At 57.6% G+C, this 12,146-nt stretch carries 11 protein-coding genes; 3 read left to right on the forward strand and 8 right to left on the reverse strand.

Features of this window, described 5'->3' with window-relative positions; genetic code table 11:
* Positions 1 to 126 precede the first annotated feature (126 nt).
* Positions 127 to 1,245 (forward strand): alanine dehydrogenase, encoded by a 1,119-nt coding sequence (gene ald, locus ACR0J7_RS06920; protein WP_267366958.1) that lies wholly within the window; start codon positions 127 to 129, stop codon positions 1,243 to 1,245.
* A 161-nt stretch (positions 1,246 to 1,406) separates the two neighbouring features.
* Here ald and ACR0J7_RS06925 read toward each other — a convergent pair whose 3' ends face one another.
* Together ACR0J7_RS06925 and mscL are read right to left on the reverse strand one after the other, a co-directional pair.
* The gene (locus ACR0J7_RS06925) at positions 1,407 to 2,195 is read right to left on the reverse strand and encodes a mechanosensitive ion channel family protein (protein WP_480899374.1); all 789 of its coding nucleotides are present in this window, start codon (positions 2,193 to 2,195) and stop codon (positions 1,407 to 1,409) included.
* 130 nt (positions 2,196 to 2,325) lie between these two features.
* Positions 2,326 to 2,754 carry a large conductance mechanosensitive channel protein MscL gene (gene mscL / locus ACR0J7_RS06930; protein WP_480899194.1) on the reverse strand — a complete coding sequence of 143 codons (429 nt, stop codon included), beginning with the start codon at positions 2,752 to 2,754 and terminating at the stop codon, positions 2,326 to 2,328.
* 142 nt (positions 2,755 to 2,896) lie between these two features.
* Here mscL and ACR0J7_RS06935 point away from each other — a divergent pair, with 142 nt between their 5' ends.
* Positions 2,897 to 3,595 carry a glutathione S-transferase family protein gene (locus tag ACR0J7_RS06935; protein ID WP_480483025.1) on the forward strand — a complete coding sequence of 233 codons (699 nt, stop codon included), beginning with the start codon at positions 2,897 to 2,899 and terminating at the stop codon, positions 3,593 to 3,595.
* Positions 3,596 to 3,642: 47 nt separating this feature from the next.
* Here ACR0J7_RS06935 and ACR0J7_RS06940 read toward each other — a convergent pair whose 3' ends face one another.
* The gene (locus tag ACR0J7_RS06940) at positions 3,643 to 4,092 is read right to left on the reverse strand and encodes a YtoQ family protein (RefSeq protein WP_480483023.1); all 450 of its coding nucleotides are present in this window, start codon (positions 4,090 to 4,092) and stop codon (positions 3,643 to 3,645) included.
* A gap of 74 nt (positions 4,093 to 4,166) precedes the next feature.
* Positions 4,167 to 4,799, reverse strand: a complete 633-nt coding sequence (locus ACR0J7_RS06945) for a methyltransferase domain-containing protein (RefSeq protein ID WP_480483021.1) — start codon at positions 4,797 to 4,799, stop codon at positions 4,167 to 4,169.
* 86 nt (positions 4,800 to 4,885) lie between these two features.
* On the opposite strand from ACR0J7_RS06945, the gene ACR0J7_RS06950 reads away from it, so the two are divergent.
* On the forward strand, positions 4,886 to 5,770 hold the full coding sequence (locus ACR0J7_RS06950) for a LysR family transcriptional regulator (RefSeq protein ID WP_480899190.1): 885 nt from the start codon (positions 4,886 to 4,888) through the stop codon (positions 5,768 to 5,770).
* A 41-nt stretch (positions 5,771 to 5,811) separates the two neighbouring features.
* Here the strand turns inward: ACR0J7_RS06950 and pheT are convergent, their stop codons facing one another.
* From pheT to ACR0J7_RS06970, 4 genes are all read right to left on the reverse strand, one after another.
* The gene (gene pheT / locus ACR0J7_RS06955) at positions 5,812 to 8,208 is read right to left on the reverse strand and encodes a phenylalanine--tRNA ligase subunit beta (RefSeq protein WP_480899188.1); all 2,397 of its coding nucleotides are present in this window, start codon (positions 8,206 to 8,208) and stop codon (positions 5,812 to 5,814) included.
* Positions 8,209 to 8,286: 78 nt separating this feature from the next.
* Positions 8,287 to 9,093: a CE1 family esterase gene (locus ACR0J7_RS06960; protein ID WP_480899187.1), complete on the reverse strand. Its 807-nt coding sequence runs from the start codon at positions 9,091 to 9,093 to the stop codon at positions 8,287 to 8,289.
* A 485-nt stretch (positions 9,094 to 9,578) separates the two neighbouring features.
* Positions 9,579 to 10,652 carry a phenylalanine--tRNA ligase subunit alpha gene (gene pheS / locus ACR0J7_RS06965; protein WP_480494381.1) on the reverse strand — a complete coding sequence of 358 codons (1,074 nt, stop codon included), beginning with the start codon at positions 10,650 to 10,652 and terminating at the stop codon, positions 9,579 to 9,581.
* A 71-nt stretch (positions 10,653 to 10,723) separates the two neighbouring features.
* On the reverse strand, positions 10,724 to 12,094 hold the full coding sequence (locus ACR0J7_RS06970; RefSeq protein WP_480494383.1) for a glutamate--cysteine ligase: 1,371 nt from the start codon (positions 12,092 to 12,094) through the stop codon (positions 10,724 to 10,726).
* Positions 12,095 to 12,146: the final 52 nt, after the last annotated feature.

Consider the following 12,146-nt stretch of genomic DNA (forward strand, 5'->3'; position numbering starts at 1 on the left):
TCCTTTGCGAGTTTTTTGAATAGTACGGGAAATTCTTCCAAAGAAAAGTCTACTGGCACGTTTTCTTTCACAGAAATTGCGCCACGAAATGCACATAATTTAAGCAGCTTATGAACGGAGAGCCCAATGAAAATCGGTTGCCCCAAGGAAATCAAACCTCAGGAATTCCGCGTCGGGATGACGCCCAATGCTGCTCAAGAAGCGGTCGCTCGCGGACACCAAGTCCTGATCGAGTCCGGCGCGGGCATCGGCGCAGGTTTCGACAATGACGCCTATGTCGCCGCAGGCGCGCAAATTATCGACACCGCGGAAGAGGTGTTTGCCACCGCCGACATGATCGTCAAGGTCAAGGAACCGCAGGCCGTGGAACGCAAGATGCTGCGTGAAGACCAGCTGCTGTTCACCTATCTGCACCTGGCTCCGGACCCGGATCAGACACATGACCTGCTGGAATCGGGTTGTACCGCAATTGCCTACGAAACCGTAACGGATGCCAATGGCGGCCTGCCGCTGCTGGCACCTATGTCCGAGGTCGCCGGTCGTCTGGCCCCTCAGGTCGGATCCTGGACCCTGCAGAAGGCCAATGGCGGCCGTGGGGTTCTGATGGGTGGCGTTCCAGGCGTCGGCCCGGCCAAAGTTGTTGTGATTGGCGGCGGTGTCGTCGGAACACACGCGGCCAAGATTGCCGCCGGAATGGGGGCTGATGTTACCGTTCTGGATCGGTCGCTGCCGCGCCTGCGCTACTTGGACGATGTCTTTGGTGGAACTTTCAAGAACCAGTATTCGACAGCAGGCGCGACCGCTGAACTGATCCAGGACGCCGATATGGTCATCGGTGCTGTTCTGATCCCCGGCGCAGCCGCACCGAAACTGGTGTCGCGCGCTCAACTGTCGACGATGAAACCCGGCGCAGTACTGGTGGATGTCGCCATCGACCAAGGCGGGTGCTTTGAAACGTCAAAAGCCACCACCCATGCCGATCCGATCTACGATGTCGATGGCATCATGCATTATTGCGTTGCCAACATGCCGGGCGCTGTCGCGCGCACCTCGACCATCGCACTGGGCAATGCCACGATGCCGTTCATGCTGTCGCTGGCCGACAAGGGATGGAAACAGGCATGCCAGGACGATCCGCACCTGCTGGAAGGTCTGAACGTTCATGCTGGCAAACTGACATACTATGCCGTTGGCAAGGCCCTTGGCATCGACGTCGTTTCGCCAAACGTGGTGGTCAAATCGTAAGTACCTCCACTCCTGAAGTTGCCTGTCGATGGTAATTCTCGGGGTGGCGCGGTCGGTACCGAACCGACGACTTTCACAAAAAAGGGCACCGCGTTTCTGCGCGGTGCCCTTTTTAATACGCGGAAAGGATGAATGCTCGCCCAAACAATAGGCGCCAGCTGTCACCCCTGTTTCTGAATTTCGACCGAATGCGGATACGGAATCGAAACACCTTTGGCGTCAAACGCCTCTTTCACCGCCTTCGTAAGCTCGAACTTGACGTCCCAGTAATCGGCTGCCGCACACCATAGCCGCGCAGTCAGATCGACTGAGCTGTCGCCCAGATTCGTGACCCGCACCCAGGGTTCAGGATCGCTGTGAATGCGCTGGTCGGCCTTGGCCACATCCAGAACGATCTGCATGGCGGTATCTGCGCTGTCCCCGTAATCAATTCCAAACACCAGATCGACACGACGTGTGTCGTGGGCTGAATAATTGGTTATGATCGACCCCCATGCCTGACCGTTTGGAACAATGATCTGCACGTTGTCGGGTGTCACAAGCTCGGTCGTGAACAGGCTCAGATCCATAACGGTTCCTGCCGTGCCACCGATATCCACATACTGTCCAAGCTTGTAGGGTCGGAAAACCACCAACATCACACCGGCCGCAAGATCACTCAGTGTACCCTGAAGTGCCAACCCGACAGCCAGCGACGCAGCGCCCAGAATGGCGACGATACTGGTCGCTTCTATCCCGAAGATCCCCAAAACGGCGACCAGAACTATGGCCAAAATCGCCCACTTGATCACACTGGCGGCAAAATTCCCCAATGTCGGGTCGATCTGCGGTGTTTTGTTGATCCGGCGGCGTACAACACCCGCGATCGTTCGGGCGGCGATCCAACCCAGAACAAGAACGATCAGAGCCTTCGCTGCATTCAAGGCAATGGGCAAGTATTGATTGGCCATACCAATCGCCTGCTCAGCCAAGTCGGCGGTTTGTTCCATCTCGAATTTCCTCGTGTTTTCTGTTCGTCAATTCTAATAAAACAGGCTCCGCGATTGGTGCGGAGCCCGATGTCGCAACGAAACGACAGATCTACTTCTTCAAAGCGTCCCGGATTTCCATCAGGATGTCCAGTTCGCTGGGACCTGCGGGTGCCTCTTCAACCGCTTCTTCCTTTGCTTCGGCAGCGTCTTTGACCTTGTTCACCATTTTTACCAACATGAAGACGACCCAGGCGATGATCAGGAAATTGATGATCGCCATAATAAAGGCACCATAGGCAAAGACGGATGCGCCTGCTTCACGTGCCGCTTCAAGGCTGGCACCTTCGGCCACGTCGCCTGCAAGAACGGCGTAATTGTTCGTAAAGTCGATACCCCCTGTGAACAATCCAATAAGCGGATTGATCAGATCGCCCACCAACGAGGTAACAATTGCGGTAAACGCGGCACCGATAATGATACCGACCGCCATGTCCATGACATTGCCCTTGGCAATGAATGTCTTGAATTCTTCCAGCATAGCATCCCTCTTGTTTTCTAAGACCACGCTTCTGTTCACGCATGAGCGCATAGGAATTGTGCGTTAAACGCATGAATAAGGGTATGTTTTTTAGGGGAAAGCCACCCTATTTTTCCCCAAATGGCATTTCTCAGGAGTTACCATGTCTCAACTTGCGCCTTTTTTCGTAACCGACAGATGGCCTGCAAAAGATCCCAAGGTCCTTCAACTCTACTCCTATCCTACGCCAAACGGCGTCAAAGCCTCGATCATGCTTGAGGAAACCGGCCTGCCCTATGAGGCACATCTGGTGACCCTGGCAGACTCGGATGTCAAAAGTCCCGAGTTCCTGTCGCTGAACCCGAACAACAAGATCCCGGCGATAATCGATCCCAACGGACCCGACGGTGCACCGCTGGCCCTGTTCGAAAGCGGTGCGATCCTGCTGTATCTGGCCGAGAAAACGGGCAAGTTCCTTGGCCAAACCGCAGCAGACAAGCACCGGATCACCCAATGGCTGATGTTTCAGATGGGCGGCATCGGGCCAATGTTTGGCCAGCTCGGGTTTTTCTACAAATTCGCTGGCAGCGCGATAGAAGATCCGCGCCCGCGCGAGCGTTACATCAACGAAGCCAAGCGCCTGCTGAACGTGGTGAATACGCAACTGGAAGGACAAGACTGGATCGCGGGCGAATATTCCATCGCGGATATCGCGCTTGCCCCGTGGCTGAATGCACTGGATTTCTATGGCGCGAAGGATGTGGTTGATTGGGACGGCTATTCCAATGTCGTCGCTTACGTTGATCGTTTCTTCCAACGCCCAGCGGTTCAGCGCGGCAAAGCCATACCGGCACGAGACTGATAACAGTTGAAAGAAAGGGGGCGCCAAACCGGCGCCCCTTTTATCGATCAGCCGGGCAGAGCGCCTGTCAGCACGTAACGCAGAATTTCGACCACCTGAGCGGGTTCTTCCGCCACGGCCAGTGCGGCGGCATCAACTTCTTTCAGCGCGTGCTGGTGATCCGGGCCGTGCAGAACGATGATAGACTTGCCCAGTGCTGCAGCGTAACCCGCGTCAAAGGCAGCGTTCCACTGTTTGTACTTGTCACCAAACCTGACGACGACAACATCCGCATCCGCAATCCCCTTGCGTGTTCGGATCGCATTGACCATCGCTCCCTTGTGGTCGTGCCAATACTTGTTCGGCTCGGCCCCCAGAATGGCCACACCACAATCATCACTGGCCGTGTGATCGGTAACGGGGCTGTTGAAGGTCACGTCCAACCCTTGCGCTCCATCGATGATCTGTTCACGCCAGTCGGTGTGGATTTCTCCGGAAAGATAAACGTTCAGGCCCATGGCAAACTCCGATGTTGTTCCCGCCCAATTTAAGGGTCCCACACCCAAAGCCCAACGCGGATTTCGGAAAAACCTTACATTTTACGAGCCACTAGGAATCGGCGGGCGTCACGTATTGGGAAACTGTCGCTCTCGATGATGCTGAACCCGGCGCGTTCAAGGGCCGCATCAAGATCCGCCTCAGACAGGAATTGCACAAACGGAGCCTTACCAAAGAACTGCATGATCGGAAGCGCGAGACGAATAGCGTAATACTTCAGGCTCGCCGCGCTGGACGGCCGGCAAAAAGTTTTCGAAATAAACAGTCCGCCGGGTTTAAGGACCGAATGTATTTGGCTCAAAGTCAGATCCAGATCTTCGACCAGATGCAAAAGGTTGAATGCCAGCGCCGCATCAAATGAACCCTCAGGCGGTCGATTTGCATCAGCCTCGGCAAAGGTGACGTTTTCGATGCTTTGCGAAGCGGCGTTTCGACGTCCAACGGCCAACATACCGGGGGACACGTCGGTTGCAGTGATAGATCCTACATATCCGGACAGCTTCAGAGCAGTCATGCCTGTGCCGCACCCAAGTTCCAGAACATCATCGGATTTCTTCAGGTAAGACGCTGTCCGTTCCAGCGTGTGCTCGTACGAAGCCATGTCTTTGATGGGCGAGCGGGCATATTTCTCGGCCACTCCATCCCAGAATTTCGCAGTGGTGGTCATTGAGGAGTCTCCTTTCGGCGAGAATTTATTCATGCGCAGACCGAATATAAATTGCCGAAATTTGCAGGTTTACTATACATTTTTGTATGAATGAGTTTGGCGATTTTGATTGGAACCACATCCGGTCCTTTCTGGCGACGGCTGAAACCGGGTCATTTTCCGCAGCGGCACGGCAGCTACGGCAAACCCAGCCTACGCTGAGTCGTCAGATAGCAGCGCTTGAACAGGACTTGGGCGTGATGCTGTTTGAACGGGTTGGCAGAACTCTTGAGATCACTCAGGCCGGATTGGAGCTGCTGGATCATACACGCAAAATGGGGGACGCGGCCAATCGCATCGCGCTGACGGCGTCCGGACAGGCACAATCCATTGAAGGCCGGGTTCGCATCACCGCCAGTGACGTGATGTCGGCCTATGTCTTGCCCGACCTGCTGCGCGAAATCCGGGCGCAAGCCCCGCGCCTGCGGATTGACGTGATTGCCTCAAACGATATTCAGGATCTTATGCGGCGCGAGGCAGATATCGCGATCCGCCATGTCCGCCCTGATCAACCCGACCTAATCGCGAAACTGATACAGGAGGCGTCCGGGCATTTCTATGCAACCACAGAGTATCTCAACCGTGCGGGACGCCCGAAATCAAAGCAGGACCTTTCACGGCATGAGTTCATCAGCTTCGGCGACAACAATCAGATGATCGCCTATCTGAAACCGCTTGGCATTCACCTGACCAACGAGAATTTCCGGCTTGGGTCTCAGAACGGAATAGTGGCTTGGGAATACGCCAAACAAGGCTTTGGCATAGCGCCCATGTCGCAGACCGTCGGTGATGCGGCACCAGGTATGGAGCGTGTGTGCCCCGGGATGGAGGCCATCACATTTCCGATCTGGTTGACCACGCATCGCGAGTTGCACACCAGCCGCCGCATCCGGCTGGTCTATGACTTACTGACCAAGTTCCTGTCCAAATAAAACGCGCCCGAAGGCGCGCTTTCCATTGGAGCCTCAGAGCTCTAACCGCGAAGGACCCCACCCGTCGCCTTGGCAACCTTGGCAATGATCTTCTCGGCTACGGCTTCGATGTCCTTTTCCTTCAGCGTCGCCTCAGTCGGTTGCAGACGCACGGTAATGGCAAGAGACTTCTTGCCTTCGCCAAGGCTGCCGCCAATGAATTCGTCAAAGACACGCACGCCCTCAATCAGTGCCTTGTCGGCACCTGCGGCTGCGTTTACCAGCGTCAGCGCTTCGACATCGGCATCGACAACAAAGGCAAAATCACGCTCGACCGCCTGCAAGTCGCGCAGTTCCAGCGCAGCGCGGGTGGCCCCGGATTTGCGGGGCAAAGGCACTTCGTCCGGCCAGATGGTGAATGCCATTACTTGACCTTTTATGTCCATCGCCTGCAAAACGCGCGGGTGCAACTCTCCGAAGACAGCCAGTACTTTTTTCGGACCCAGACAGATTTTGCCATGACGACCCGGATGCCACCATGGATCGCCGTCGCGCAGAATCTGAACCTTTTCGGGCGCGCCAACGGCGGCCAGAACAGCCTCGACATCTGCCTTGGCGTCGAACACGTCCACTGGGCGCGCAGCACCGTGCACATCCTTGGGGCCAGAACGTCCTACCAGCAGGCCGGTGATCTGGGTTTTCTGATCACCCGGCTCGCCATTGTGAAAGACCGGACCGACCTCGAACAGGGCGACATCCGCGAATCCGCGCGCCTGATTGCGGGCGGCAGCCTGCAACAGTCCGGGCAGTAGATCGGGGCGCATATGGCTCATCTCGGATGAGATCGGGTTTTCCAGCATGGTCGTAGTATCGCCACCACCGAACAAAGCCGCCGAAGCCTGATCAATGAACGTATAACTGACGCATTCGTTATAACCCAGCGCCGCGCAGGTACGGCGCGCCATGGACTGACGGCGCTGCGCCGGGGTCATCACCGGTTTCGGTATCCCCTCGGTCACGCGCGGCAACGGCCGGCCTTGCAGCTTGGTCAAGGAAGCAATCCGCGCGACCTCTTCCACCAGATCGGCCTCGCCCAGGATATCCGGGCGCCAGCTGGGGACATGGGCCATCTCGCCTTCCAGACGAAAGCCCAGACGGGTCAGGGTCTGTCGCTGTTCGCTTTCGGGAATATCCATCCCGACCAGAGACTGCACCCTTTCCGCATTCAGCTTGTAGGCGCGCGCATGGTTCGGCGCTTTGCCGGCCTCAACCACGTTGGAGGCTTCTCCGCCGCAGATATCCAGGATCATCTGGGTCGCGTGTTCCAGCCCCTCGCGGGTGTATTCCGGGTCAACACCGCGCTCGAACCGATAGCGCGCGTCGGAATTGATCTTGAGCGCACGGCCTGTGAGCGCGATTTGCACATGATCCCAGAACGCGCTTTCGAGGAAAACGTTTACCGTTTCCTCGGTACATCCGGTTTCCTCACCGCCCATGATGCCCGCAATCGATTCCGGGCCTTTGTCATCCGAAATCACCATCATTCCGGGTTGCAGCGTGTATTCTTTTTCATCCAGCGCGACCAGCGTCTCTCCGCCTTTGGCGCGGTGCACCCGCAGGTTGCCCTGCACCTTGTCGGCGTCGAACACGTGCAACGGGCGGTTGTGATCGTAGGTCATGTAATTGGTGATATCCACCAGCGCCGAGATCGGACGCAGACCTATGGCCTTCAACTGATCCTGCAGCCATTGCGGGCTGGGGCCATTCTTCACGCCACGGATCAGACGGCCAGTGAAATGCGGCGCTCCGTCCAGCGTGTCTTCTTCGATTGACACCTTGATCGGACACTCGAAATCACCCGGAACAGGCGTATAATCACGCTGCTTCAACGTGCCAATTCCACGCGCGGCCAGATCGCGCGCAATCCCTTCAACCCCCAACGCATCCGGGCGGTTCGGAGTGATCGCGATTTCGATCATCGGATCGACTTTGGACGGGTCGTTTTCTGCAAGCCAGTCCACGAATGTATCACCCACTTCGCCCGAAGGCAGTTCGATGATGCCATCATGTTCATCCGACAGCTCCAGCTCACGCTCGGACGCCATCATGCCAAAGCTTTCGACGCCACGGATCTTGCCGACACTGATGGTCAGGTCCAGGCCAGGGATGTACATGCCCGGTTTGCAGACCACGACGGTGATCCCTTCACGCGCATTGGGCGCACCGCAGATGATCTGTAGCTCGCCCTCGTCTGTATCGACCTTGCAAACGCGCAGCTTGTCCGCGTCAGGGTGTTTCTCGGCGTGTTTCACATAGCCCAGAGTAAAACCTGCCAGCCGTTCGGCCGGGTTCACGATCTCTTCGACCTCAAGCCCGAGATCGGTCAGCACCTCGGCGATTTCATCAACCGAAGCATCAGTGTCGAGGTGGTCTTTCAGCCAGGACAGAGTGAATTTCATTGCACGGGGCCTTTTTTGGCAAACATCCAGTCGGCACAGGCAATGGCAAAGAATGCGCCGGGGTGCAAGCGCTGCGCGTCACGGATAGCTGGGGGTGCGGCCCAAAAGCTCATCCAACTGCCGCCCAATCCAGCCATGCGGGATGAAATGCCCGCCGGGATGCGTGTCCAGCGTCACCTGCCCCTGCGTGCAATCGGTCCATTCCACTCGGCTAAGGGTCAGGAACGGTTCCACACTCCAATCACCCCGCGGGGTGGCTGCATCGCAGCCGTATTTCTCACGCCACAGCGCCACCGGATACGTTGTATCGCCACCCGGACCAAACGGGAAATCCATCACCGTGTCATCTGTCCCATGGACATGCCGCACCTCTTGCGGGGCTTGCGGGCAGGTCTCGGTCTGGCGGAGTGTTCCGGCCACACCCAGCAGCGCCGCGATATCATCGCCGGTTTCGCAGACAAAGCGCCACGCCATCGCACTTCCAAAGGAATAGCCTGATACATAGATGCGGGTCGCGTCGATCGGATAGCGCCGGGCGACATCCTCAAGCACCCGGTCGGCAAAAGGCACATCATCCGAGCTTGCGGACCAGAAATCCCAGCTTTTGCCCAGACCGTTCGGGGCCACCAGCAGCACACCCCGACGTTTCGTGGCCCCGGCAATCCGTTCGTGGTTCACCACCACGGTCCCCTGCCGGGACCAGCCATGGAAATGCAGCAGCACCGGCAGAGGTGTTTCACCATCCCAGCCATCAGGTTCTAAAACGTGATACGAGCGGTCACCGAGATCACAGACAATATCGCCGTGGCATTCGGTTTTCCAGGGCCCCATGGCAAAGGCGGGCCCGGTCATCAGCAGAAGAAGGCAGAGCAATCGACAGATCATGCGCCCGACCCTAACGAGGCATTCCGCCCTGTCACTTAACATATCGGTGTGGTCCGAACGTAGGCCGGGCTTCAGCTCGGCACCCACCCATCGCACATGGCGGGCTGAAGCCCGCCCTACGTCAGGTCAAAGCATCAAGCCGCGCTTAGCAGCCAAACCAACTGCTCACCACCACTTCCAAAACCCGCAATTGCGTTTGTAAATGAGGTCCTGAGTTTTTTCTCTCTGAATTCTATCGCGCATCTGAAACACAGCAGGCCGCAAAAACTCGAAACCAGCAATTAGAATTCCGGGCAAGAACAGAAGTGCCGATGCAACAAAAGCAATCAGAACTGCAACCGGCTGGCTTTTCCAAACCCACAGCACAAAAGTTGGCGTCACAAACATCGCGAGGAACAAACACAAACACCAAAGCAGTGGATGCCTAGAAGCCTTTTGCTTCCACCAATCCTTATATGCGGTCAGCCAGTCGTCCGATGTGCTCTCTACCGCGACAAACCACCATGCAGGTTTGGCATATCCAGCGCTGCAAACCCGTAGTGGCGCAGCCAGCGCAGGTCGCTATCAAAGAACGCCCGCAAATCCGGAATGCCGTATTTCAGCATCGCCAGACGGTCGATGCCAATCCCGAATGCAAAACCCTGATAGACCTCGGGGTCGATCCCTCCAGCGGCGATCACCTTGGGGTGGACCATGCCGGAACCAAGGATTTCCATCCAGTCGTCGCCCTCGCCGATCTTCAGCTGACCGTTGTCCCACGAACAGCGGATATCGACCTCGGCCGACGGCTCGGTGAAGGGGAAGTGCGAGGCGCGGAAGCGCAGTTCGACATCGTCGACCTCGAAGAACGCCTTCACGAACTCTTCCAGAACCCATTTCAGGTTCGCCATCGAGATGTCCTTGTCGATGGCCAGCCCCTCGACCTGATGGAACATCGGCGTGTGGGTCTGGTCATAATCGGCGCGGTAGACGCCGCCCGGACAGATCACGCGGATCGGCGCGCCCTGTTTCTCCATCGAGCGAATCTGGACAGGCGAGGTATGGGTGCGCAGCACATGCGGCGGGCGGTTATCACCCTCGGCGCGGTGCATATAGAACGTGTCCATCTCGGCCCGTGCGGGGTGGTGACCGGGGATGTTCAGCGCGTCGAAATTGTACCAGTCGTCTTCAACACGCGGCCCTTCGGCCACCGAGAAGCCCAGTTCAGCAAAGATCGCGGTCAGTTCCTCGGTCGCCTGGCTGATCGGGTGGATTGACCCCTGACGGCGCGGGCGGGTCGGCAGGGTGACGTCCAGCCATTCGGTCCGCAGGCGCTCATCCAGTGCAACATCGGCCAGCGCGGCTTTTTTGGCGGACAGCGCCGAGTTGATCTCATCCTTAAGGGCATTCAGCGCCGGGCCTGCGACCTGACGTTCCTCGGGCGTCATCTTGCCCAGCTCGCGCATCTTCAACGCGACCTCGCCTTTTTTGCCAACAGCCGCGACGCGGATCGCCTCAAGCGCGTTTTCGTCGCCTGCCTCGGCGATTTGGCCCAGATACTTTGCCTTAAGATCGTCCATGACGGCCCTCTGAATTTGGTCGAGAACCTGCTATCGGCCCCGCCCCGCGAATGCAAGCGGGACGGTGCGCATCAATAGCTGTATTCGGGATAAATCCGGGTCAGGTCTCCATTCCAGTCGCCATTGTAGTGTTCCAGCAACTCATCTGCCGGAACCTTGCCGGTGTCGATGCTTTCCTTCAACGCGTTCAGGAAATGCGTCTCATCCGGGACCAGCCCACCAGCACCGGGGCGCGCGCGGGCTTTCAGGCCCGCCTCGGAGATCGCCACGACTTCACGCGCCAGATCATGCATGTTGACGTTGCCAACCTGCGCCTGAAGCCCGTCTTTAGCCGCCGCAACACGCAGCCCCTCGCGCGTTTCAGCATCCCAGCCCTTGACCAGATCCCACGCTGCATCCAGCGCGGTTTGGTCATAGGTGAGCCCAACCCAGAAGGCCGGCAAGGCGCAAAGCCGTCGCCAAGGGCCACCATCCGCACCGCGCATCTCCATGAACTTCTTGATCCGCGCCTCGGGGAAGGCCGTCGTCAGGTGATCGGCCCAATCCGACAGGGTCGGCGTTTCTCCCGGCAATGCAGGCAATTCACCCTTGAGGAAATCGCGGAACGACATGCCCAGCGCGTTGATGTACTGACCATTGCGGTAGACAAAATACATCGGAACATCGAGCGCGTATTGGACATAGCGTTCGAATCCAAAGCCATCCTCGAACACGAAGGGCAACATGCCCGTGCGCGCATCGTCCAGATGTCGCCAGATATGGCTGCGCCAGCTTTTCTGGCCGTTCACCTTGCCTTCGAAGAACGGAGAATTGGCAAACAGCGCCGTCGCCACCGGCTGCAACGCCAGCGCCACGCGCAGTTTCTGTACCATGTCGGCCTCGGACCCGAAGTCGATATTGACCTGAACGGTACACGTCCGCCGCATCATGGCGCGGCCCATGGTGCCGACTTTTTCCATATAATCGTTCATCAGCCGATACCGCCCCTTGGGCATCAGCGGCATCTGGTCATGCGTCCAGATCGGCGCCGCGCCCAGACCGATGAATCCCACGCCGATCTCATCGGCGATATCCTTCACCTCGCGCAGGTGAGTGTTCACCTCATCGCAGGTTTCATGGATCGTCTCCAGAGGGGCGCCCGACAGCTCCAGCGCGCCACCCGGTTCAAGGCTGACATTTGCGCCGTCCTTTTCAAGACCGATCAGATGACCGGATTCACGGACCTCTCCCCAGCCGTGGCGATCCCGCAACCCCTCCAACACGGCGACAATGGATCGCTTTCCTTCAAAAGGCAGAGGTTTCAGCGTGTCCTTGCAATAGCCGAATTTCTCATGCTCGGTGCCGATGCGCCAATCTTGCTTGGGTTTGCAACCCGATTCCAGATATTCGGCCAGTTGTTCATGGCGTTCGATCGGACCGCCGCCGGACTGAGGGATGGACATGAACCGTGCTCCGATCCTGCTGTGTCTGTTTTGAAGGTCAAGTGGTGGTCGT

The organism is Ruegeria sp. O4 (genome assembly GCF_056535125.1).